This window comes from Streptomyces sp. NBC_01478 (assembly GCF_036227225.1).
Classification (GTDB): domain Bacteria; phylum Actinomycetota; class Actinomycetes; order Streptomycetales; family Streptomycetaceae; genus Streptomyces.
Genome location: NZ_CP109444.1, coordinates 9,694,260 through 9,716,326 on the forward strand (window position 1 = coordinate 9,694,260; position 22,067 = coordinate 9,716,326).

At 70.8% G+C, this 22,067-nt stretch carries 16 protein-coding genes; 4 read left to right on the forward strand and 12 right to left on the reverse strand.

The genetic code is table 11. The annotated features are described in order from the left end of the window. Window position 1: 1 nt before the first annotated feature. From pgi to tkt, 5 genes are read right to left on the reverse strand one after another with little or no spacing between them, the layout of a single operon-like run. The gene (gene pgi, locus OG223_RS43350) at window positions 2-1,660 is read right to left on the reverse strand and encodes a glucose-6-phosphate isomerase (protein ID WP_329261422.1); all 1,659 of its coding nucleotides are present in this window, start codon (window positions 1,658-1,660) and stop codon (window positions 2-4) included. Next, the gene (gene opcA / locus OG223_RS43355) at window positions 1,653-2,588 is read right to left on the reverse strand and encodes a glucose-6-phosphate dehydrogenase assembly protein OpcA (protein ID WP_329261425.1); all 936 of its coding nucleotides are present in this window, start codon (window positions 2,586-2,588) and stop codon (window positions 1,653-1,655) included. Before opcA ends, pgi begins: the two co-directional genes overlap by 8 nt. Beyond that, on the reverse strand, window positions 2,585-4,195 hold the full coding sequence (gene zwf, locus OG223_RS43360) for a glucose-6-phosphate dehydrogenase (RefSeq protein ID WP_329261427.1): 1,611 nt from the start codon (window positions 4,193-4,195) through the stop codon (window positions 2,585-2,587). Before zwf ends, opcA begins: the two co-directional genes overlap by 4 nt. Then, window positions 4,192-5,337: a transaldolase gene (tal, locus tag OG223_RS43365; protein WP_329261431.1), complete on the reverse strand. Its 1,146-nt coding sequence runs from the start codon at window positions 5,335-5,337 to the stop codon at window positions 4,192-4,194. Before tal ends, zwf begins: the two co-directional genes overlap by 4 nt. Before the next feature lie 19 nt (window positions 5,338-5,356). Further along, window positions 5,357-7,432, reverse strand: a complete 2,076-nt coding sequence (gene tkt, locus OG223_RS43370) for a transketolase (RefSeq protein WP_329261433.1) — start codon at window positions 7,430-7,432, stop codon at window positions 5,357-5,359. Between the two features lie 146 nt (window positions 7,433-7,578). Here tkt and OG223_RS43375 point away from each other — a divergent pair, with 146 nt between their 5' ends. Beyond that, the gene (locus tag OG223_RS43375; protein WP_329261435.1) at window positions 7,579-8,478 is read left to right on the forward strand and encodes a helix-turn-helix domain-containing protein; all 900 of its coding nucleotides are present in this window, start codon (window positions 7,579-7,581) and stop codon (window positions 8,476-8,478) included. Window positions 8,479-8,794: 316 nt separating this feature from the next. On the opposite strand, the gene OG223_RS43380 is transcribed toward OG223_RS43375, so the two are convergent. From OG223_RS43380 to OG223_RS43390, 3 genes are all read right to left on the reverse strand, one after another. Beyond that, window positions 8,795-9,676 carry an alpha/beta fold hydrolase gene (locus OG223_RS43380; protein WP_329261437.1) on the reverse strand — a complete coding sequence of 294 codons (882 nt, stop codon included), beginning with the start codon at window positions 9,674-9,676 and terminating at the stop codon, window positions 8,795-8,797. A 349-nt stretch (window positions 9,677-10,025) separates the two neighbouring features. Beyond that, complete coding sequence (locus OG223_RS43385) at window positions 10,026-11,429, reverse strand: glycoside hydrolase family 16 protein (RefSeq protein ID WP_329261441.1); 1,404 nt, start codon at window positions 11,427-11,429, stop codon at window positions 10,026-10,028. 469 nt (window positions 11,430-11,898) lie between these two features. Further along, window positions 11,899-13,146, reverse strand: coding sequence for a L,D-transpeptidase (locus tag OG223_RS43390; RefSeq protein WP_329261444.1), 1,248 nt, complete (start codon window positions 13,144-13,146; stop codon window positions 11,899-11,901). A 342-nt stretch (window positions 13,147-13,488) separates the two neighbouring features. Here OG223_RS43390 and OG223_RS43395 point away from each other — a divergent pair, with 342 nt between their 5' ends. Next, window positions 13,489-16,149: an FAD/NAD(P)-binding protein gene (locus tag OG223_RS43395; protein ID WP_329261446.1), complete on the forward strand. Its 2,661-nt coding sequence runs from the start codon at window positions 13,489-13,491 to the stop codon at window positions 16,147-16,149. Window positions 16,150-16,299: 150 nt separating this feature from the next. Here the strand turns inward: OG223_RS43395 and OG223_RS43400 are convergent, their stop codons facing one another. After that, window positions 16,300-17,691, reverse strand: a complete 1,392-nt coding sequence (locus OG223_RS43400) for a HAMP domain-containing sensor histidine kinase (protein ID WP_329261448.1) — start codon at window positions 17,689-17,691, stop codon at window positions 16,300-16,302. Window positions 17,692-17,845: 154 nt separating this feature from the next. Then, window positions 17,846-18,541, reverse strand: coding sequence for a response regulator transcription factor (locus tag OG223_RS43405; protein WP_329261451.1), 696 nt, complete (start codon window positions 18,539-18,541; stop codon window positions 17,846-17,848). Between the two features lie 268 nt (window positions 18,542-18,809). Between OG223_RS43405 and OG223_RS43410 the strand changes: the two genes are divergently transcribed. Further along, a complete protein-coding gene (locus tag OG223_RS43410; protein WP_329261454.1) occupies window positions 18,810-20,219 on the forward strand; it encodes a ferredoxin reductase family protein in 1,410 nt (469 codons plus the stop codon). Between the two features lie 62 nt (window positions 20,220-20,281). Further along, window positions 20,282-20,506 carry a hypothetical protein gene (locus tag OG223_RS43415; RefSeq protein WP_329261457.1) on the forward strand — a complete coding sequence of 75 codons (225 nt, stop codon included), beginning with the start codon at window positions 20,282-20,284 and terminating at the stop codon, window positions 20,504-20,506. Window positions 20,507-20,534: 28 nt separating this feature from the next. On the opposite strand, the gene OG223_RS43420 is transcribed toward OG223_RS43415, so the two are convergent. Next, complete coding sequence (locus OG223_RS43420) at window positions 20,535-21,413, reverse strand: IclR family transcriptional regulator (protein WP_443073868.1); 879 nt, start codon at window positions 21,411-21,413, stop codon at window positions 20,535-20,537. 56 nt (window positions 21,414-21,469) lie between these two features. Next, complete coding sequence (locus tag OG223_RS43425) at window positions 21,470-21,895, reverse strand: MarR family winged helix-turn-helix transcriptional regulator (RefSeq protein WP_443073869.1); 426 nt, start codon at window positions 21,893-21,895, stop codon at window positions 21,470-21,472. Window positions 21,896-22,067 lie beyond the last annotated feature (172 nt).

A 22,067-nucleotide genomic window follows, 5' to 3' on the forward strand; every position in this document is an offset into this window, starting at 1 on the left:
GTCAGTTCACTTCCTGGGAATTGCGGAGCGTCCGGTAGGTCGCCACGAGCGCGGCGGTGGAGGAGTCGAGACCGGGTACGTCGGCACCGTCGGTGAGGGCGGGTTCGACGCGCTTGGCGAGGACCTTGCCCAGTTCGACGCCCCACTGGTCGAAGGAGTCGATGTTCCAGACGGCGCCCTGCACGAACACCTTGTGCTCGTAGAGCGCGATGAGCTGGCCGAGCACCGACGGGGTCAACTCGCGGGCCAGGATCGTGGTGGTGGGGTGGTTGCCCTGGAACGTCTTGTGCGGCACCAGCTCCTCCGCCACACCCTCCGCACGCACCTCGTCGGGCGTCTTGCCGAACGCCAACGCCTGGGTCTGCGCGAAGAAGTTGGCCATCAGCAGATCGTGCTGCGCCTTCAGCCCCTCGCTCAGCTCCGCCACCGGGTTGACGAAGCCGATGAAGTCCGCCGGGATCAACTTCGTGCCCTGGTGGATGAGTTGGTAATACGCGTGCTGCCCGTTCGTCCCCGGCGTACCCCACACCACCGGCCCGGTCTGCCACTCCACCGGATTCCCGTCCCGGTCCACCGACTTGCCGTTGGACTCCATGTCCAACTGCTGCAAGTAGGCGGTGAACTTGGAGAGGTAGTGGTTGTACGGCAGTACCGCGTGCGACTGGGCGTCGTGGAAGTTGCCGTACCAGACGCCCAACAGGCCAAGGAGCAAAGGCACGTTGGACTCGGCGGGCTCGGTGCGGAAGTGCTCGTCGACGAGGTGGAAACCGTCGAGCATCTCCCGGAAACGGTCCGGGCCGATCGCGATCATCAGCGACAGCCCGATCGCCGAGTCGAACGAGTAGCGTCCGCCGACCCAGTCCCAGAACTCGAACATGTTGTCCGTGTCGATACCGAAGTCCGACACCTTCCCCGCGTTCGTCGACAGCGCCACGAAGTGCTTGGCCACGGCCTTGTCGTCGCCCCCGAGGCCCTCAAGGAGCCACGTCCGGGCGGATGTCGCGTTGGTGATCGTCTCGATCGTCGTGAACGTCTTCGACGCGACGATGAACAGGGTCTCCGCCGGGTCGAGGTCGCGGGTCGCCTCGTGCAGGTCGGCGCCGTCCACGTTCGACACGAACCGGACCGTCAACGAACGGTCGGTGAAGGCGCGGAGGGCTTCGTACGCCATCGCCGGACCGAGGTCGGAGCCGCCGATGCCGATGTTGACGACATTGCGGATACGGCGGCCCGTGTGCCCGGTCCACTCGCCGGAGCGGACCCGGTCGGCGAAGTTCGCCATCTTGCCGAGCACCGCGTGCACGGCGGGCACCACGTTCTCGCCGTCGACCTCGACGACGGCGTCACGCGGGGCGCGCAGCGCGGTGTGCAGGACCGCGCGGTCCTCCGTGACGTTGATCTTCTCGCCGCGGAACATGGCGTCCCGGAGCCCGAACACACCGGTGGCGGTGGCGAGTTCCTGGAGCAGGGCGAGGGTCTCGTCCGTGATCAGGTGCTTGGAGTAGTCGATGCGCAGATCGCCGACGGTGACCACGTACCGCTCCGCGCGCCCCGGGTCCGCCGCGAACAACTCACGCAACTGCGGGTTGAGTTGACCCGCGCGGTGGTCCTCCAGGGCGGTCCACTCGGGCCGCCGCACGAGCTTGGGGGAGTCAGACATGAGAAGGGGTCTCCTTGGTGCCCTCTGCCCGCAGGGCGATGGCGTACATCTCGTCGGCGTCGAGGCGCCGCAGCTCCTCGGCGATCAGTTCGGAGGTCGTGCGGACCTTCAGCGCGAGGGTGCGGGAGGGCTGCCCGGGCAGGGACAGCGTGGCCAGCGGACCGTCGGGACGGTCGATGACGACCTCACCGGCACCGGTGCCCAGCCGGACGGCCGTGATGACCGGCCCGTCGGTGACCACACGGTCGATCTTCACCTTGAGGCGTGCCTCCAGCCAGCGCGCCAGCAGCTCGGCGGCCGGGTTGTCGGCCTCGCTCTCCACGGCACCCGAGGTGATCTTCGACTTGGCCTGGTCGAGGGCCGCCGCCAGCATCGAGCGCCACGGGGTCAGCCGGGTCCAGGCGAGGTCGGTGTCGCCCGGCGCGTAGGCGCGGGCACGGGTGCCCAGCGCTTCGAGCGGGTTCGTCGCCGCGTACAGGTCGGTGATCCGGCGCTGCGCGAGGGCGCCCAGCGGGTCCTTCGCCGGGACCTCGGGCGCGTCCCCCGGCCACCACACGACGACCGGTGCGTCCGGCAGCAGCAGCGGCAGCACCACGGAGTCGGCGTGGTCGGACACCTCGCCATAGGTCCGCAGCACGACCGTCTCGCCGGTGCCCGCGTCGGCGCCCACCCGGACCTCGGCGTCGAGGTGCGAGTTGGTGCGGTCGCGCGGGGTGCGGGCATGCCGCTTGATGACGACCAGGGTGCGCGAGGGGTGCTCGTGCGAGGCCTCCTCGGCCGCCTTGATCGAGTCGTAGGCGTTCTCCTCGTCCGTGACGATGACCATCGTCAGGACCATGCCCACGGCAGGGGTGCCGATGTCGCGGCGACCCTGCACCAGCGCCTTGTTGATCTTGCTTGCCGTGGTGTCGCTCAGGTCGATCTTCATGGCCTGCGCCAGCTCCGTCCGTCTCGTGCGAGCATCTCGTCCGCCTCCTCGGGACCCCAACTGCCCGAGGAGTACTGCGCCGGCTTGCCGTTGTCCGCCCAGTACTCCTCGATCGGGTCGAGGATCTTCCAGGACTCTTCCACTTCCTGGTGGCGCGGGAACAGGTTGGCGTCGCCGAGCAGCACATCCAGGATGAGCCGCTCGTACGCCTCAGGGCTCGACTCCGTGAACGACTCGCCGTAGGCGAAGTCCATGGACACGTCCCGGATCTCCATCGAGGTGCCCGGCACCTTCGAACCGAACCGGACCGTCATGCCCTCGTCGGGCTGGACGCGGATGACGATCGCGTTCTGGCCCAGCTCCTCGGTGGCGCTGGAGTCGAAGGGGGAGTGCGGGGCCCGCTTGAAGACCACCGCGATCTCCGTCACCCGCCGCCCGAGCCGCTTGCCGGTGCGCAGATAGAACGGGACGCCCGCCCAACGGCGGTTGTCCACCTCCAACTTGACGGCCGCGTACGTGTCGGTCTTCGACTTGGGGTCGATGCCGTCTTCCTCCAGGTAGCCGACGACCTTCTCGCCGCCCTGCCAGCCCTGCGCGTACTGCCCGAACACCGTGTGCTCGCCCAACTCCTGCGGCAGCCGCACCGACTTGAGCACCTTGAGCTTCTCGGTGAGCAGCGCCTCCTCGTCGAAGGCGATCGGCTCCTCCATGGCGGTCAGCGCCATCAACTGGAGAAGGTGGTTCTGGATGACGTCACGCGCCGAACCGATGCCGTCGTAATAGCCGGCCCGGCCCCCGATGCCGATGTCCTCGGCCATCGTGATCTGGATGTGGTCGACGTAGGACCGGTTCCAGATCGGCTCGTACATCTGGTTGGCGAAGCGCAGCGCCAGGATGTTCTGGACGGTCTCCTTGCCGAGGTAGTGGTCGATCCGGAACACCTGGTCCGGGTCGAACACCTCGTGCACGATCTTGTTCAGCTCACGCGCGCTCTTCAGGTCGCGCCCGAACGGCTTCTCGATGACCGCGCGCCGCCAGGAACCCTCGCCGGCCGTCGCGAGACCGTGCTTCTTGAGCTGCTGGACGACCTTCGGGAAGAACTTCGGCGGTACGGAGAGATAGAACGCGTAGTTGCCGCTCGTACCGCGCGAGGTGTCCAACTCGTCCACGGCCGCGCGCAGTTGCTTGAACGCCGTGTCGTCGTCGAAGTCGCCGGGAATGAACCGCATGCCCTCGGCGAGCTGCTGCCAGACCTCCTCGCGGAACTCGGTCCGCGAGTGCTCGCGCACCGAGTCGTGCACCACCTGCGCGAAGTCCTGGTCCTCCCAGTCCCGCCGGGCGAACCCGACGAGGGAGAAGCCCGGCGGCAGCATGCCCCGGTTGGCCAGGTCGTAGACGGCCGGCATCAGCTTCTTGCGGGACAGGTCACCGGTGACCCCGAAGATGACCAGCCCGGACGGGCCCGCGATACGGGGGAGCCGGCGGTCGCGCTCGTCGCGCAGCGGGTTGTCCCAGTCGGCGGTCAGGGCGTCGGTGAGTTCCTCGACGGTGAGCGCGTCGGGCTCCGGTGCCTCGGCCGGTTTCGTTGCGGGAAGTTCCGCGCTCATTCCCCGTCGCCCCCCTTGCCGCTCAGCGACTTCGCGACGGCACCCAGCAGGTCCTGCCAGGCCACCTCGAACTTGGCGACGCCCTCGTCCTCCAACTGCTTGACGACGGTGTCGTACGAGATCCCGAGGCGCTCTACGGCGTCCAGGTCGGCGCGCGCCTGCGCGTAGCCGCCGGTCACCGTGTCGCCGTGGATGTCACCGTGGTCGGCGGTGGCGTTCAGCGTGGCCTCCGGCATGGTGTTGACCGTGCCGGGCGCGACCAGCTCGTCGACGTACAGGGTGTCCTTGTAGGACGGGTCCTTCACGCCGGTCGAGGCCCACAGGGGGCGCTGCTTGTTGGCCTTCGAGCCCGCGAGAGCGGTCCAACGGTCACCGGAGAAGACCTCTTCGTAGGCCTCGTAGGCGAGCCGCGCGTTGGCGAGCGCGGCCTTGCCCTTGAGGGCGAGGGCCTCGTCCGTGGCGAGCGCGGTCAGGCGCTTGTCGATCTCGGAGTCGACGCGGGAGACGAAGAAGGAGGCCACGGAGTGGATGGTCGCCAGGTCGATGCCGGCGGCCCGCGCCTTCTCGAGGCCGGCCAGGTAGGCGTCCATGACCTCGCGGTAGCGCTCCAGGGAGAAGATCAGCGTGACGTTGACGCTGATGCCCGCGCCGATGACCTCGGTGATGGCCGGGAGACCGGCCTTCGTCGCCGGGATCTTGATCATCACGTTGGAACGGTCCACCAGCCAGGAGAGCTGCTTGGCCTCGGCGATCGTCGCCGCCGTGTGGTGGGCGAGCCGCGGGTCGACCTCGATGGAGACCCGGCCGTCCCGGCCGCCGGTCGCCTCGTGGACCGGGCGCAGGATGTCGGCGGCGGCGCGGACGTCGGCGGTGGTCATCATCCGTACGGCCTCTTCGACCGTCACCTTGCGTACGGCGAGGTCGGCGAGCTGCTCCTCGTACCCCTCTCCGGAGCCGATGGCGGCCTGGAAGATGGACGGGTTGGTGGTGACGCCGACGACGTTCTTGGTGTCGATGAGTTCGGCGAGGTTGCCGGACTCGATCCGCTTGCGCGACAGGTCGTCCAGCCAGATGGAGACGCCCTCGTCGGACAGGCGCTTGAGTGTTCCCGCGGTGGCGGTCACTTCGGTCACTGTGATCATCTTCTTTCTGGCGATCGGATCAACCGCGCGCGGCGGCGAGGGATTCCTTGGCTGCTGCGGCGACGTTCTCGGCCGTGAAACCGAACTCGGCGAACAGGGTCTTGGCATCGGCGGAGGCGCCGAAGTGTTCGAGGGAGACGATGCGTCCTGCGTCACCCACGAACCGGTACCACGTGAGACCGATCCCGGCCTCGACCGCAACGCGGGCCTTCACGGACGGCGGAAGGACGCTGTCGCGGTACTCGCGCGACTGCTCCTCGAACCACTCCACGGACGGCATCGACACCACCCGGGTGCCCACGCCCTCCGCCTCCAACTGCTCGCGCGCCTCGACGGCGAGGTGGACCTCGGAACCGGTCGCGATCAGCACGACATCGGGGGTCTCGGTGGAGGAGTCCTTGAGGACGTAACCGCCGCGCGCCGCATCGGAGTTGGGCGCGTAGGTCGGCACCCCTTGGCGGGTCAGCGCGAGGCCGTGCGGGGCGGGCTTCGTGGCGTGCCGCTTGAGGATCTCGGCCCAGGCGATGGCGGTCTCGTTGGCGTCGGCAGGGCGGACGATGTTCAGGCCCGGGATGGCGCGCAGCGAGGCGAGGTGCTCGACCGGCTGGTGGGTGGGGCCGTCCTCGCCCAGACCGACGGAGTCGTGGGTCCAGACGTACGTCACCGGGAGCTGCATCAGTGCGGAGAGGCGGACGGCGTTGCGCATGTAGTCGGAGAACACCAGGAAGGTGCCGCCGTAGACGCGCGTGTTGCCGTGCAGGGCGATGCCGTTCATCTCGGCCGCCATGGAGTGCTCGCGGATGCCGAAGTGGATCGTACGGCCGTACGGGTCTGCCTCGGGCAGCGGGTTGCCCTTCGGGAGGAAGGACGACGTCTTGTCGATGGTGGTGTTGTTCGAGCCGGCCAGGTCGGCGGAGCCGCCCCACAGCTCGGGCAGGACCGGTCCAAGCGCCTGGAGGGTCTTGCCGGAGGCGGCCCGGGTGGCGACGGAGGAGCCCTCCTCGAACACCGGGAGGGCGTCCTCCCAGCCCTCGGGGAGCTGACCGGCGACGATCCGGTCGAAGAGCTTCGCGCGCTCGGGCTGCGCGCCGCGCCACTTGTCGAGCTGCTTGTCCCACGCGGAGTGCGCCTCGGCGCCCCGGTCCAGGGCCTTGCGGCTGTGCGCGATGACCTCGCCCGCGACCTCGAAGGACTTCTCGGGGTCGAAGCCGAGGACGCGCTTGGTGGCGGCGATCTCGTCGGCGCCGAGCGCGGAGCCGTGGGCGGCCTCGGTGTTCTGGGCGTTTGGAGCGGGCCAGGCGATGATCGTGCGCATGGCGATGATCGAGGGGCGCCCGGTCTCGGCCTGCGCCGTCTTCAGCGCCGTGTACAGCGCGTGCGGGTCGATGTCGCCGTCGGCGGCGGGCTCGATGCGCTGGGTGTGCCAGCCGTAGGCCTCGTACCGCTTAAGGACGTCCTCGGAGAAGGCGGTCGCGGTGTCGCCCTCGATGGAGATGTGGTTGTCGTCGTAGACGAAGACGAGGTTGCCGAGCTGCTGGTGTCCGGCCAGGGAGGAGGCCTCGGCGGAGATGCCCTCCTCCAGGTCGCCGTCGGAGACGATCGCCCAGATGGTGTGGTCGAAGGGCGACTCGCCCTCGGGGGCCTCGGGGTCGAACAGGCCGCGCTCGTAGCGGGCGGCCATCGCCATGCCCACCGCGTTGGCGACACCCTGTCCCAGCGGTCCTGTCGTGGTCTCCACACCGGCCGTGTGCCCGTACTCCGGGTGACCAGGCGTCTTCGACCCGTGCGTCCGGAACGCCTTCAGGTCGTCCAGCTCCAGCTCGTACCCGGCGAGATAGAGCTGCGTGTACAGCGTCAGCGAGGTGTGGCCGGGGGAGAGGACGAAGCGGTCGCGACCGGTCCACTCGGGATCCGCGGGGTCGTGACGCATCACCTTCTGAAAGATCGTGTACGCGGCGGGAGCCAGGGCCATCGCGGTGCCCGGGTGGCCGTTGCCGACCTTCTGCACCGCGTCAGCGGCCAGAACACGGGCGGTGTCGACGGCGCGACGGTCGAGATCGGTCCACTCGAAGCTGTCAGGTGTGTGCGCGTTCATCTTCAAGAAGTCCTCGGTAAGAGCGGCAGAACTGCTCGGACGCCTTCAAATCTAAAAGTCTGACTTTTACGAGGGAAGGTGCCGGTGTGCCAGCCTGTGGTGAAAGTGGGACACCGGGAGCGGGACCTAGGCTGCGCGAGAAGGACATGACGGACAGAACTATCCAAGACGTCGGCGGTGACGGCGACGTGATCAGAACGTTTCCCTTCCCTGTCGATCTGAGCGTCTGCGGCGTCGGCATGCAGGTCGGCCCGATGGGCACCGACCACACCTGGCACGCCGACGCACCCCTGAACCGCGTCCACCGCATCGACTTCCATGTGGTGATGCTCTTCTCCGAGGGCCCGGTCCGCCACATGATCGACTTTGCCGAGTACGAGGCGAACGCCGGTGACGTGCTCTGGATCCGCCCCGGCCAGGTCCACCGCTTCTCCCGGCTCGACGCCTACCACGGCACGGTCCTCACCATGCAGCCCGGCTTCCTCCCCCGGGCCACGGTCGAGGCGACCGGCCTGTACCGCTACGACCTCCCACCCCTCCTGCACCCCGACGAGCCCCGACTCGCCGCCCTGCGCGCCTCCCTGGGCCAGCTCCGACGCGAGTACGAGGACTCGACCACGCTCCCGCTGAGCCTCCACACCTCGGTCCTACGACACTCCCTGACGGCCTTCCTGCTGCGGCTCGCGCATCTCGCGGCCAGCTCGGCGGAGGCGGCCCGGCAGCAGGCGGACACGACGTTCACGCTCTTCCGCGACGCCGTCGAGAAGGGCTTCGCCACCAACCACAGCGTCAGCGCCTACGCCGACGCCCTCGGCTACTCCCGCCGCACCCTGGTCCGCGCGGTCCGTGCCGCCACCGGCGAGACCCCCAAGGGCTTCATCGACAAGCGGGTCGTCCTGGAAGCGAAGCGGCTGTTGGCCCACACGGAACTGCCGATCGGCCGGGTGGGCGCGGCAGTCGGCTTCCCCGACGCGGCGAACTTCTCCAAGTTCTTCCAGCAGCACACGGATGTGACGCCGGCGGGGTTCCGGGCCGAACTGCGGTGAGGGGCGCGGCAGTCGGGGCGCCCGAGTGGCCACGGCCGAGTGGTGCGTGACCGGTGAGAACCGAGGACGGGGCCCGGCACGTCGATCCGTGCCGGGCCCCGGATGTCCGGGCCCGAAGTGGGCCCGGCTCTCGGACAGTTGACGGGTGGTGCGCCTGCTGAACCGACCTGCGGCCGGGCTCGTGGAGCGGCCGCTCCCGCGGCTTCGCACGCGGCGCCGAGGTGAGTGCGAAGCTGTCGTCGGTGGCGTCGTCCTCGGCGAGGCCGATCGCGGCGGTCGCCGAGATCTCACCCCTGGGGTGGCCGGGGTGGGGGCCTCAGCGCACCCGGCGCAGGAAGTCGACGACCAGGTCGGTCGTGGCCTGCGGCTGCTCTTCCGTGATCCAGTGCCCGCAGTCCGGGATGACCGCGTGTTCGACGTCGTCGGCGACACACCGCAGCACCTCGCCGATGCCCGGGCCGAAGGTGGCTTCGCCGCCGAAGGCCAGTACCGGCATCCGGAGCTTGCCCTGCGCGAGGAACTTCTCGTTGTCGGCCGCGTCCTGACCGAACGTCAGGAACTGGGCGAAGCTCGCCCGCATGGCGCCGGGCTGTGCGTAGAGCGCCGCGTAGTGCTGGCGCTTGGCTTCGTCGAACCGCTCCGGGACCACGGAAAGCTCGTTCCAGAAGCGGTCGAGATAGATGCGCTCGCGGTCGGCGACCAGGCGTTCCATGTCGTGACCGCCGAAGCCGAAGTGCCACATGGACGGATCCTGTGTGATCCGGTCCCAGGGCCCGATGCCGGGCAGCGGCGCGTCGATCGCCACCCATCGGCTCACGCGCTCGGGGTGGGTGGCGGCGACCGCGTAGCCGACCATGATGCCGATGTCGTGTGTGACCAGTTCGATCGAGTCCACGCCCAGGGCGTCCAGGACGCCCCACACGTCCGCCGCCTGGTTCTTCTTGTCGTAGCCGCCGTCGGGTTTCGACGAGCGGCCCAACCCGCGCAGGTCGGGCGCGATGACCGTGTGGTCCTCGATCAGCGCGTTCGTCAGATGGCCCCACATGTCGCCCGTGGTGCCGAAGCCGTGCAGCAGGACGACCGCCGGCCCCTGTCCGCCGACGCGTACATGGATCGTGGCGCCGTTGGTCTCGATCTCACGCGCCCGCATACCGGCCGGGAAAGGGTGGATGCCGTCCTGGCGACCGTGGTCGTTCATCGCTCTACTCCGGGTTCGAAGGGAACAGGAATCCGACCGCGAAGACGGCCGGAGCAACGGGACTTGTGCGGGCGGGAACCGGATCGGATGCCGATCCGCGCCACACCATTGAAGCTAGCCGACCGGTCTACTACGGTCCATCGCGCGCCGAACACGGCTGATGCGGAGGCGGACCGCTGACCTGCGATGGAAGGAAGGAGCTAACAGCAGAGAGGAAGCCGGTCGTGAACTCGTCCCGCCGGACGGGCGAAGGGGCCCCCGCGCATACGCGCGAAGGGGCCCCCGCGCATACGCGCGAAGGGGCCCCACGCATACGCGTGAAGCCCCTTGTTCTCCTGGGTAGTTGGAATCAGTGGCCGAAGTCGAACCAGTTCACGTTCACGAAGTCCGCCGGCTGGCCGCTGCTGAAGGTGAGATAGACGTCATGGGTGCCGGTGACCGAGCTGATGTTGGCCGGCACCGTCTTCCACGACTGCCAGCCCCCGGTGTTGGCCAGCGCGAAGCTGCCGACCGGGGTCGCGGTCGGGCTGTCGAGGCGTACCTGCACCAGACCGCTGACCCCGCTCGCCGCACCGCTCGCGACCCGGGCGTAGAACTGGGTGGCCGCCGTGGAGCCGAAGGTGACGCCCTTGTAGAGCGCCCAGTCGCCGTTGGCTATCGAGCCGATGTCCTGGCCGCCGCCCGTGTCCGTGGTGGTCTCGGCGATGGTGCCGGACTGGCTGTCGTACGACTCGGCCTGGATGGCGCTGTAGGCGTCCCGGCTGCCGGTCGGCGGGGTCGTGGTACCGCTCCCACTGCCCGTGGACGAGAGCACCTGGACGTAGTCCACCGTCATCGGGTGGTTCGGGTCGGTGGCGCTGGTGGGGCCGCCGCCGAACGCCGCCGGGAAGCCGCCGCCCATCGCCACGTTCAGGATGATGAAGAAGCCGTGGTTGGTGGCGTTGGCCCAGGTCGTGGCGTCGACCTGACTGGCGTTCACCGTATGGAAGTTGACGCCGTCGAGGTAGAAGCGGATCTGCTCGGGGCTGGTCGACCTGTCCCACTCCATGGCGTACGTGTGGAAGCCGGCCTGGCAAGTGGTCCCGGTGCAGGAGGTGTTGCCGCCGATGCCGGTCGTCTCGTTGCAGGGGCCGCCCGGGTTGGTGCCGCAATGCACGGTCGCCCAGTCGGTGTTGAGCCCCTGGACGTTCTCCATCACGTCCAACTCGCCCACGCTGGGCCAGTTCTGGTAGTTGCCCCGGTAGGGCGCGCCCAGCATCCAGAACGCGGGCCAGTAGCCGAGCGCCGACGAGCCGGTGACGTTGGGGAGTTGGATCCGGGCCTCTACCCGCAGCTTCCCGCCGGCCGGCGGCTGGAAGTCGGTGCGGTTGGTCTCGATACGGCCCGAGGTCCAGTTGCCTGAGGCGTCCCGGCGCGGGGTGATCAGCAGGTTGCCGTTGCCGTCGAGCGCCACGTTGTTGGTGGAGGAGGTCATCGTCTCGACCTCGCCGGTGCCCCAGTTGGCCGCGCCGCCCGGGTACGAAGTCCCGGTGTCGTACTGCCAGTTGGTGGTGGAGACACCGGTGCCCGCGGTGCCGTTGAAGTCGTCCAGGAAGACCTGCGTCCAGCCCGACGGGGGCGTGGGCGCGGAGGCGTCCGCGGGCAGGGTGAAGGCCGTGGCGGTGGCGGCCGCCAGGCCGAGGGTGCTGAGGACGGCGATCAGGACGCGCCTGAAGGGACGGGGTCTGCGCTGCGTGCCGGAGGGTTCACTCATCGGTGCCTCTCGGATACGGAGTGGGGATGCGGGTGCCGTGCCTGCCTGAGAGCGCTCTCACGCAGTGGGTGCGCGGTCAATGTGCTCTCAGCCACTCCGGGCGTCAAGAGGTGAAGCCGGGAAAGTCCTTTCGCTGTGCGGGAGTTCAGGTGATGAATGCGGTGAAAGAGGAGTTTCCGAGTGGTCTCCGGGGGCGCCGGGGCAGGGGCCGTCCGGTGGATCAGGTCGCAGGAGAGCGACGGCTGCTGACCGGTGCCGGAGAGCGGGGCGCGGTGGACACGGCCGCGAGGCGGAGGGGACGTCGACGTCGGCGGTGACCGCCGCCGACGGCGCGACGGGGCCCGCACGAGGTCGTTCGAACGCGGGGAGTCGGCGACCGACGACAACGCCGCCAGGGCTCCCAGCGCCCTTGGGGCGGTGCGGGAGTGCGTGCCACGTCCCGCGCGGCCGGGCTCCCGCCGGACAGGTCCTAGACGGCGCTCCCCGCCTTCCAGGTCGCCCAGGACAGGTTCCAGCCGTTGAGGCCGTTGTCCGCCGCCACCGTCTTCTCGCCGGAGTTCTTCACGATGACGACATCGCCGAGCATCGAGCTGTCGTAGAACTTGTAGCCCGGCACCGAGGTGTCGTTCGCGCCCTTGGCGTCGTGCAGGCCGACGCAGCCGTGGCTGGTGTTCTCGCTGCCGAACACCGAGGTCGACGCCCAGTAGTTGCCGTGCACGAAGGTGCCGGAGGTGGTCAGGCGCTGGGCGTGCGGGACGTCGGAGATGTCGTACTCGTCACCGAGCCCGACCGTCGAGGACTCCATGCGGGTCTGCTTGAAGCGCTCGCTGATCACCATGATCCCGGACCAGGTGGTGTGCTGGGCGTTGCCGCCGCTGACCGGGTAGGTGGCGAGGGTCTTGCCGTCCCGCTTGACGACCATCTCCTTGCTGGACAGGTCGACGGTGCTGATCTGCTCGCGCCCGATGTTGAACGTGACGTCCTTGGACTGGATGCCGTAGATGCCGTCCTGGCCCTCGACGTCCTTCAGCCGCAGGCTGAGCGTGATCTTCGTGCCGGCCGCCCAGTACGTCTCGGGGCGGAAGTCGAGCCGGGTGTCGCTGAACCAGTGTCCGACCACCTCGACGGCGGGCTCGGCCGTGACCGTGATCGCCTTCTGGACGGCGGCCCGGTCCGTGACCGCGTGGGTGAAGTTGATCGACACGGGCATGCCGACGCCGGAGGTGGAGTTCGCCTCGGGGGTGAAGTAGCCGACGAAGGTCTCGCCGGGCGACCTGGTGGTGAACGTCGCCGTCTTCGCGGCGGCGCCCTGCGCCTGCGCCGCGACCGTGTACTTCGTGCCCGAGTACGGGTTCTTCGTGGACGTCCATTTCGTCTTGGCGTCGTTGAAGGTCCCGGCCAGCGTGGAGCCGTCGTTGCCGGTCACCTTCACCGTGGCGAGCGTGCCGTCGGTCACGCTGACCTCGACGGGGGTGGTGAAGCCGGCCTTCTTGGTGCCGTCGGCGGGCAGGACCGTGACGGTCGGCACCTTCGCGGCCTTCGTGGACGCCGTCGCCGACGCGCCACCCGAGGAGGAACTCTCGGCGGCGCCCGCCGAGCCGCTGCACCCGGTCAGGACGGCGGCCGCCGGCACGACCCCGAGCACGGTGAGGACCCCACGACGGGACCACCTCTCCGACTTGTTCTCGGACCGGTTGGATATGTGCGACACGCCCACAGCACGCCTTCCTCCGCATGTCGCGCACACCCCCTGGCCATACGCGACGAGATCACCAGTGCCGTTGCATCCTGCGCCACTTCCCTGGGTTGAATCTTTGAATCCCAGGGCCCCAACCTGAGATTCCTCTGAAGAGAACCTGAAAGAAGGCCTGAAACCACGGTTGCCGGACGCTCCGCGAGTGTGAACAGAGTATGAACGCGCCGACCGGTGCCCTGAGTATCCGGTGAGATCCCCGTCCCACCATGGCTTCCCCACCTACCCGGTCGGAATAGTGAGAAAGGAACTGAAGGCGGAGTTCCGCTTGGGCGGCTCCGCGGCAGACCACCGCCGGAGGTATTCGTGACCGAAGTCCGCAAGCGGCCCACCGTGGCGATCGTCGGAGCGGGCGCGGCAGGAACCCTGACCGCCGTCCAGCTCTGCGAGAGCGCCACCCGCCGCCGGACCCCCCTCGACCTGGTGCTGGTCGACCCGGCCCCGGAAGCCGGCCGCGGCACCGCCTACGCAACACCCGATCCACGCCACCGGCTCAACGTCCCGGCGGGCGGCATGAGTTGCTACCCCGACGACCCCGGCCACTTCACCCGCTGGCTCTGCCGCCACGGCGAACCCACCGTCAGCGGCGCCGACTTCGCCACCCGCTACCGCTACGGCGCCTACCTCGCCGACACCCTCGCCCAGGCCGTCGTCCGCTCCCACGGAACGGTCTCCGTACGACGGCTGCGCACCCGCGCCGAGAGCTGTACCGGCACCCCCGAAGGCCCGGTGGAACTCCACCTCGCCGACGGGGGACTCCTCACCGCCGACAGCGCGGTCCTGGCCACGGGCCCCGCCGCCCCTACGGCCGCCTGGGCCCCGCCCGCCCTGCGCACCTCGCCCCGCTTCATCAACTCACCTTGGAAGCCCGGTGCGTTGGACGCCGTGCGCGAGGACACCGCCGACCTCCTCCTCGTCGGCACCGGCCTCACCGCCGTGGACCTCGCCCTCACCTTGGACCGTTCCGAGCGCACGGTCCACGCCGTCTCCCGCAGTGGACTCCTGCCCCAGCCCCACGCGTTGGGCCCGGCCGGTGCGATGGAGGCGCCGAGCTGGCCGCGCGACCTGACACTGAGCGGACTGCGCCGGACCGTCTACCGGCACGTCAGCCGCTCCGTCCGCACCCACGGCGACTGGCGCCCCGCCCTCGACAGCCTCCGCCCGCACACCGCGAGACTCTGGCACAGCCTCACCCCCGAAGAACGCGGGGAGTTCCTCGCCCGCGAGGGCGCGATCTGGAACACCCACCGCCACCGCATGGCACCCGCCACCGCCGAATCGGTCACCCGGGCCCGCACCGCACGACGCCTCCAGGTCCACGCCGGCACGATCGCCGACGTGGCCGAGGACGACGGGCAGTTCGTGGTCACCCTCACCAACGGCCGTGCGCTGCGCGTCGGTTGGGTGATCGACTGCACCGGACCGGGACAGCGCCTCGAAGACCCGTTGTGGCGTGGGCTGTTCGAGGCCGGTACGGCTGTTACCGGACCGCTCGGCATGGGGGTCGCCACCCGCGACGGACGCCTCCTAGACGCCCAAGGCCGTTGCGTACGACCGCTGTTCACGCTCGGCGCCCCGAGGCGCGGCGAGCTCTGGGAGACCACCGCGATCCCCGAGATCCGCGTCCAGGCCGCCGCCCTCGCCCGACACCTGCTCGCACCACCGGCCCGCCGCACCCGCCGCAGGCCCGTCGACGGACTCGGACTCCCGCTGTCCACCCACGCCGAGGCCGCCACCGCCTACCGCAACGGACTCGACCGGGTCCTCAAAGTGCGTGCCGGAGCCGAGGACGCCTTCGCCCGCGCCGTCGCCCTCGACCCCGGATTCGCCCTGGGACACGCCGCGTTGGCCCTGCTCGGCCACGAGTGCGGAGCCGCCGTCGACGTCCCCCGCGCACTCGCCGACGCCCAGCGCTGCGCACACGAACGGGCCGACGAACGCGAGCGGTCCTTCGTGGACGTGATCACCCGACGGGTCCAGTCCGCCGACGGGGACCGCGTGTTGCTACGCCACCTCGACACCCACCCCGCCGACGCGCTCGCCCTCGCCGCCGCCGTCCCCACCATCGCCTTCTCCGGCGTCACCGACCTGGACGACGACTACGCGCTGCGGCTGGTCGAGCGCACGTCCCCCGCCTACGACGGACACTGGTTCCACACCTCGCTGCTCGCGTTCCTCCGCCAGGAGCAGGGCCGGCTGCACGAGGCGGGTGAACTCGCCCACCGGGCCTTGGGAGTCGAGCCGGCGTCCGGTCACGCCGTGCACGCGTTGGCCCACGTCCACTACGAGTCCGGCGCGCACGAGGCGGGCCGGGACTGGCTTGACGGCTGGGTGTCCGGGCAGGGCCGGGGTGCCGTCCACCGGGCCCACTTCTCCTGGCACATCGCCCTGCACGAACTCGCGTTGGACGACCCGGCCGCCGTCCGCAGGCGCTGGTACGCCCAGTTGGCACCGGGCCGGGTGACCGGGGTACGCGCGCTGGTCGACTCCGGGTCACTGCTGTGGCGGGCCCGGCTCAGCGGCAACTGGCCCGGCGAGCTGCCGACTTCGGACGTCCTGGACTCGGTCGCCTGCGAGGTGCTGGAACGTCCCGCGACCGCGTTCACCGCACTGCACGCGGCGGTCGCCCTCACCGCCGCCGGGGACCTCCCGGCGCTGCGCCGCCTGCGCGACCACGCGGCGGGCGCCGACCCGGTGCAGCGCGAGGTCATCGCCCCGCTCTGCGACGCCTTCACCGCCCTCGTCGAACACCGCTTCCACGACGCGGCCCACGGACTCGACGCGACGCTGCCGGTCCTGCGCAAGGTGGGCGGCAGCGCGGCCCAACGCGAGGTCGTCGAGGAGACGTTGCTGTACGCACTGGTGTCGGCGGGGCGCTCCGACGCGGCACGACGGTTGCTGGACGCGCGCCTGGATCGGAAGACGGCGCCTCGGGACCGGCGGATGCTGGCGGGCCTGCCCGGCTGAGACGCACGGGCCGGGAAGGGGGCGGGTGTCGGCGCTGGACGCCTGTCCCGCCGTAGACCCGTGTACGGATCCGAATCCGCCGAACTGGTGCCCCGTGTACGGACCCGGATCCGCCGGAGTGGTCAACTCGGCGGGTCCGACGGGGAGTTGTCAGTCAGGAGCGGGCCGTTCGCCGGACTCGTCCTCGGGTGTCGAGGGGAGGCTGAGAGTGGCCTCCAGGCCGCCGGTGGGGCCGGGTGCGAGGTGGAGGGTGCCGTGGTGGAGGTGGGCCTGCTGGTCCACCAGGGCGAGGCCGAGGCCGGAGCCGGGGGAGCGGGTGCGGGCGCCTCGGGTGAACCGGGCCTTCATCGCCTGCTGTCGGTCGGCGGGGATGCCGGGGCCGTCGTCGCCGACCGTGATCCGGACCGTGTCCGCGGCCCGGTCGAGCCGGACCTCCACGGTGCCGTCGGGGCGGCCGTGCAGCGCCGCGTTGTCGAGGAGGTTGTCGACGGCCAGACGCAGGCCGACCGGCCAGCCGTGCACGGTCGCGGGGCTGTCGGCGGTGAGCCGGTAGGTGATGGCGGGGTGGCGGTGCGCCGCGTGCGTGACGGCCGCCTCGAGGAGTTCGGCCAGCGCGACGGGGGCCCGTTCGGGAAGCGCGTGTGCGTCGCCGCGGGCCAGGGTCTGCAGACCGGTGAGCAGGGCGGTGATACGGCGGTGCTCCGCGCTCATCGCCTCCAGGGCCCGGGCGCGCTGGGGCGCGGGGAGGTCGGGGTTGCGCTGGAGGGTCTCCAGGGTGACCCCGATGCTGGTGAGCGGGGTGCGCAGTTCGTGTCCCGCGTCGGCGGTGAAACGGCGGGTGGAGTCCATGCTGACCCGCAACTGGTCCAGCATGCCGTTCAGCGCGCGGGAGAGGTCGGCGACCTCCTGCGGGCGTGTGACGGCGGGGAGTTGGGGCCCCGCCGTGTCCGCGCTGATCGCCAGGGCGCCGGTCCGCAGCCGCTCCAGCGGCTGGAGGATGATCCGGGTGAGCAGCCAGACCCCGCCGGCCGTGGCGAGCGCGGCGAGGAGGGTGACGGCGGCGACGATCGCGGTGTTGTCCGCGAGCCGCCGTTCGATCGGGTCGATGTCCTGGAGCACTTCGAGCCGCTCCCCGGTGCTCAACGACCGGGTGAGCGAGCGCCAGGTCTGCCCGTCGGTGTCGATCGTGCGGTAACCGTCGCGGGCGGGCAGCGGGAGCGGAGCGGTCGGCGTCTCACCGTGCTGGGCGATCACCTTCCCGCCGGAGACCAGCCGGACCAGGCTCTGACTGCCGGCCAGCAGACCGCCGTAGTCGTCACCGGTCCCGTCGTCGCCGCTCGGATGCCCGCCCTGGTCGCGCAGCTTGTCGGCGTCCTGGTCGCCCTTCTCGGCGCGGGCGGCGAGCTGACGGTCCACGTCCGTGCGGTCGCGGTGGTCGATCCGCACCACGATGACCAGCCCGGCGAGCCCGACCACGACGGTCACCAGCAGCACGACAGCGGCCGTGATCCGGGAGCGCAGACTGCGCGGCAGCCACCTCATGGGCCGGTGCGGGGGACGAGGGCGGCCGTGATCCGCCCTGCCGTGGATCGGGGCGCGGGACGACCACGGCCGTGACGGGAGCGTGGGCCGCACGGGAGCCGGTCCGCGGGACGGCCGTGGTCGTGAGCGGAGCGCACCCCGCGCGGCAGCCCCTTCACGGGCCCGGGCTCAGGACGAAGCCGATCCCGCGGACCGTGCGCAGCACCCGGGGGCCGCCGTCGGCCTCCAGTTTCTTGCGGAGGTAGCCGATGAACACGTCCACCACATTGGTGTCCACGTCCCAGGTGTAGCCCCAGACCTGCTCCAGCAGTTGGGCCCGGGAGAGGACCTGCCCGGGCCGGTGGGCGAGCGCGAGCAGCAGGTCGAACTCCCGTGTGGTCAGCCGCAGTTCGCGTCCGGCCCGGGAGGCCGCGCGCCGCGCCGGCTCGATCGCGACGTCGCCGACGACCAGCGGGCGCTCGGCGGTCGACTCGTGCAGGCGCACCATCGCGTGCAGGCGCGCGGACAACTCCGCGACGGAGAACGGCTTCACGACGTAGTCGTCCGCGCCCGCCGCGAGCCCCGCGACCCGGTCGTCGACCTCGTCGCGGGCGGAGAGCATGCACACCGGGAGCGTCCGGCCCCGCGCACGCAGGGCGCGGACCACCTCGACCCCGGACAGGCCCGGCATCGTCACGTCCAGGACGATCACCGACGGCGGCCGGCCCGCGACCTCGTCGAGCGCCGCCTCGCCGTCCTCCGCCAGCCGCACCGTGAAGCCCTCAAGACCGAGCCCCAGGTCCAGGGCCGCGCGCACACCGGGGTCGTCGTCGACCACCAGCACCTCCGGCTTCCGGCCCACCGCCGCCATGCAGCACCTCGACTTCCTCACCGGCACCCGCGGGAACGGGCGCCGTCGCCGCCCCAAGGATCGTCGGCGAACGACAAGGAAGTCTAAGAACCACGCGGGCCCCCGCGCCCATCGAGCCGACGTCGACCCAGGTCAGCGGCGCGTCCGCCCCTCCAGGCGGCCGAGTCTCTTAAGGCGGCCACAAAGAGCGCGGCAAGGGTGGGAACACGCCCCGCCCTCCTGCGGGGCACCCCCGGACCGCGCGACGAAGGAAGAAGGAAGCCCGCCGATGACCCTGTCCACCGAGCCGCTCCGAGGGCACCGCAGGCCGCCGCCCGCCCGGCCCCGCCGCAAGGGGTTCACAGCCGCCGACCCGATGGGCGCGCTCGCGATCCTCTCCGTCGTCGCGGTCGTGGCCCTGTGGGTCATGAACCAGGGCGGCCCGATCGGCCTCACCACCTCGGACCGGGCGACGGGCTCCCTCGGCCTGCTCGCCGGACTGCTGGCCTCCGACCTGATGATCCTCCAGGTCCTCCTCCTCGCCCGGATCCCCTGGGTCGAACGCTCCTGGGGCCACGACCTGCTCACCCGCCGCCACCGCCTGCTCGGCTTCGCCTCGTTCTGGCTGATGACGGCCCACGTCGCCCTCTTCGCCGTCGAACGCACGGTCCGCGAACCGACGGCGACACCGGCCGCGCTGGTACGGCTGTTCCTCACCGACCCGTGGATGCTGTGCGCGACCGCCGGCACCCTCGCACTGATCATGGTCGTCGTCACCTCCGTCCGCGCGGCCCGCCGCCGACTGCGCTACGAGTCCTGGCACCTGCTGCACCTGTACTCCTACGCCGGTATCGCGGCCACCTTCCCGCACACCTTCACCGACGGCGCCGACTTCCACGAGACCTGGACCCGCGTCTACTGGTGGTGCCTGTACGGCATCGCATTCGCCGCCACCCTCGCCTACCGCGTCGCCCTCCCCGCCTGGCGCTCCCTCCACCACCGCCTGCGCGTGGAGTCCGTGGTCACCGAGGCGCCCGGCACGGTCTCGATCACGCTCACGGGCCACCGCCTGGACCGGATGCGCACGGCCTCCGGCCAGTTCTTCGTCTGGCGCTTCCTCGACGGCCCCGGCTGGTCCCGCGGCAACCCCTACACCCTCTCCGCCGCCCCCACCCCCGACCGGCTGCGCATCACCATCAAGTCCGCGGGCGACGGCAGCGAACGCGCCGCCCGCCTCACCCCCGGCACCCGCGCCCTGATCGAGGGCCCCTACGGCACCCTCACCGCCCGCCGCCGCACCCAGCCCGGCCTGCTCCTGATGGCCGCCGGAATCGGCATCACCCCCATGCGGGCCCTGCTCGAAGACGCCCCTTACGCCCCGGGCGAAGCGACCCTCGTCTATCGCTACGGCGCCGACGAGCACGCCGTGTTCGCCGACGAACTCCGCGCCATCGCCGCCGACCGAGGCGTCGAACTGATCCTCCTCCCGGGCCCGCGCCGCGCCGACACCTCATGGCAGGCGGCAGGTCCCGTCCACCTCGACGACGACGTCCAGGTCCTCGAGCAACTGGTCCCCGACATCGCCCACCGGGACGTCTACGTCTGCGGCCCGCCCACCTGGATCACCGCCGTCCGCGAGGCCGCACGCGGTGCGGGCGCGCATCGCGACAGCATCCACACCGAAGAGTTCGCCTGGTAGCAGCACAGGCACAGGTACCAGGACCGGCACCAGCCCCCCGTCCCGTCGACAGGAGCACCCCCATGCGCCGCATCACCCTCTGGTTCACCGCCACCCTCGCCGTGGCCGCACTCCTCCTCGCCTTCCAGCTCAACGCCTCCGGCGCGACCGGCAAGTCCGGGGACGGCGGCGACCACATGCCGCCCGCGTCCACGTCCACCGCCGCCACCTCCACCGCCTCGGCCAAGCCCGGGGACGACAGCCCCGGCGACGGCGAACACGTCGGAAAGCCCGGCGAGAACAAGTAGTTCCCCGTGAGTGTCGAGGCCGCCGCCGTCACCGGTCCGGCAGCCACCCCAACGCCCGCGATATCCCCCGCGCCGCGAGCCGCACCGCAGGGACCAACGCCGGTATCTGCGCGTCGACTTGAGGCACCACCACCGACACCGCGGCCACCACCGCACCGCCCGGCCCGCGCACCGGAGCCGCCACCGACAGCGCGTCGTCCGTGATCTGACGGCTGCTCACCGCGACGCCGGTGCGCCGGACTTCGGCCAGCACCCGGCGCAGTCGTACCGGATCGGTGATCGTGTACGGCGTGAAGGACGCCAACGGCCCGGCGCAGTAGGCCTCTTGGAAGTCCGGGGCGCCGTGGGCCAGCAGGGTGAGGCCCACGCCCGTGGCGTGCAGCGGCCAGCGGGCGCCCACCCGGATGTGCACGCCGACCGCCGAACGCCCCGAGATCCACTCGGTGTAGACGACCTCCGTGCCGTCCCGCACCGCCAACTGCACGTTCTCGTGCGTCGATTCGTACAGGTCCTCCAGGTAGGGCAGGGCGAGTTGGCGCAGCGCGAGGCCGCGGGGCGCGAGTGCCGCGATCTCCCACAGCCGTAGGCCCACGTGGTAGACGCCCGACGCGTCCCGCTCCAGCGCGCCCCACTCGGTGAGGGCGCCCGCGAGACGGTGGGCGGTGGTCAGGGTGAGGCCGGCCCGGCGGCTGATGTCGGACAGGGACAGGGCCGTGTGCGCGTGGTCGAAGGCGGCGAGCACGGCGAGCAGCCGATCGGGCGCGGACCGCGTGGCGGGCGCCGGACGGGCCGTGGTCGTGGACCGATCGGTGGTCGTGGACCGATCGGTGGTCGCGGACCGGGTGGTCGACGCGGACCGGGTGGTCGTCACGGACCCCGTACTGGTCACGGACCCTGTATTGGTCAGGGACTCCGTATTCGTCACGGACCGGGTGGTCGTCATGGCCGGGCCTCCGTCCGGTGTCAGGTCAGTCCGTCCTCGGCGACCCGTTGCAGCAGCGCGTGCAGGGTCTCCCGCTCGGTCGCGTCGAGCGGGCCCAGCAGTTCGTTCGTGACGCGCAGGCCCGCCTCGTCGGTGTCGCGCAGGAAACCGCGGCCGTCCGCCGTCAGGACCACGATGCGGCTGCGCCGGTCGTCGGGGGAAGGGCGGCGCTCGGCGAATCCCACCTTCTCCAGGTCGTCGACCAGACCGACGATCGCGCTCGGGTCGTAGCCGAGGCTGGTGCTCAGCTCGCGCTGGAGGGCGCCCTCGGACGTGGCCAGGAAGCGGAGCAGCGCGTAGTGGCGCAGGCGCAGGCCCGACTCCTGGAGGAACGTGTTGAAGAGCTGACCGGAACGCAGCCCCAGCCGGTACATGAGGTAGCCCGTGTCCGCGTGCAGCCCGCGCATCCACGGCTCGTGCGCGTCGATCGGAGGGTTCGCGGCGTGCGGCTGACGGGCGATGGCGGGCTCCCTGGGTCGAGGCCCCGGGCGGGGCGTGCGGTGGTTCGGGGCCAGTGTGACGCACATGGTCCATCGGCAACAACTATTGACGTCAACAATTATTGCTCTTAGCTTCGAT

What these genes read in the sequence shown, in the direction of transcription:
- OG223_RS43405 (WP_329261451.1), bottom strand. Translation starts at nt 18,541, where the DNA reads ATGGCGGCGGTGGGCCGGAAGCCGGAGGTGCTGGTGGTCGACGACGAC.
- OG223_RS43415 (WP_329261457.1), top strand. Translation starts at nt 20,282, where the DNA reads ATGCGCCGCATCACCCTCTGGTTCACCGCCACCCTCGCCGTGGCCGCA.
- OG223_RS43385 (WP_329261441.1), bottom strand. Translation starts at nt 11,429, where the DNA reads ATGAGTGAACCCTCCGGCACGCAGCGCAGACCCCGTCCCTTCAGGCGC.
- OG223_RS43400 (WP_329261448.1), bottom strand. Translation starts at nt 17,691, where the DNA reads ATGAGGTGGCTGCCGCGCAGTCTGCGCTCCCGGATCACGGCCGCTGTC.
- OG223_RS43410 (WP_329261454.1), top strand. Translation starts at nt 18,810, where the DNA reads ATGACCCTGTCCACCGAGCCGCTCCGAGGGCACCGCAGGCCGCCGCCC.
- opcA (WP_329261425.1), bottom strand. Translation starts at nt 2,588, where the DNA reads ATGAAGATCGACCTGAGCGACACCACGGCAAGCAAGATCAACAAGGCG.
- pgi (WP_329261422.1), bottom strand. Translation starts at nt 1,660, where the DNA reads ATGTCTGACTCCCCCAAGCTCGTGCGGCGGCCCGAGTGGACCGCCCTG.
- zwf (WP_329261427.1), bottom strand. Translation starts at nt 4,195, where the DNA reads ATGAGCGCGGAACTTCCCGCAACGAAACCGGCCGAGGCACCGGAGCCC.
- tkt (WP_329261433.1), bottom strand. Translation starts at nt 7,432, where the DNA reads ATGAACGCGCACACACCTGACAGCTTCGAGTGGACCGATCTCGACCGT.
- tal (WP_329261431.1), bottom strand. Translation starts at nt 5,337, where the DNA reads ATGATCACAGTGACCGAAGTGACCGCCACCGCGGGAACACTCAAGCGC.
- OG223_RS43375 (WP_329261435.1), top strand. Translation starts at nt 7,579, where the DNA reads ATGACGGACAGAACTATCCAAGACGTCGGCGGTGACGGCGACGTGATC.
- OG223_RS43425 (WP_443073869.1), bottom strand. Translation starts at nt 21,895, where the DNA reads ATGCGCGGGCTGCACGCGGACACGGGCTACCTCATGTACCGGCTGGGG.
- OG223_RS43380 (WP_329261437.1), bottom strand. Translation starts at nt 9,676, where the DNA reads ATGAACGACCACGGTCGCCAGGACGGCATCCACCCTTTCCCGGCCGGT.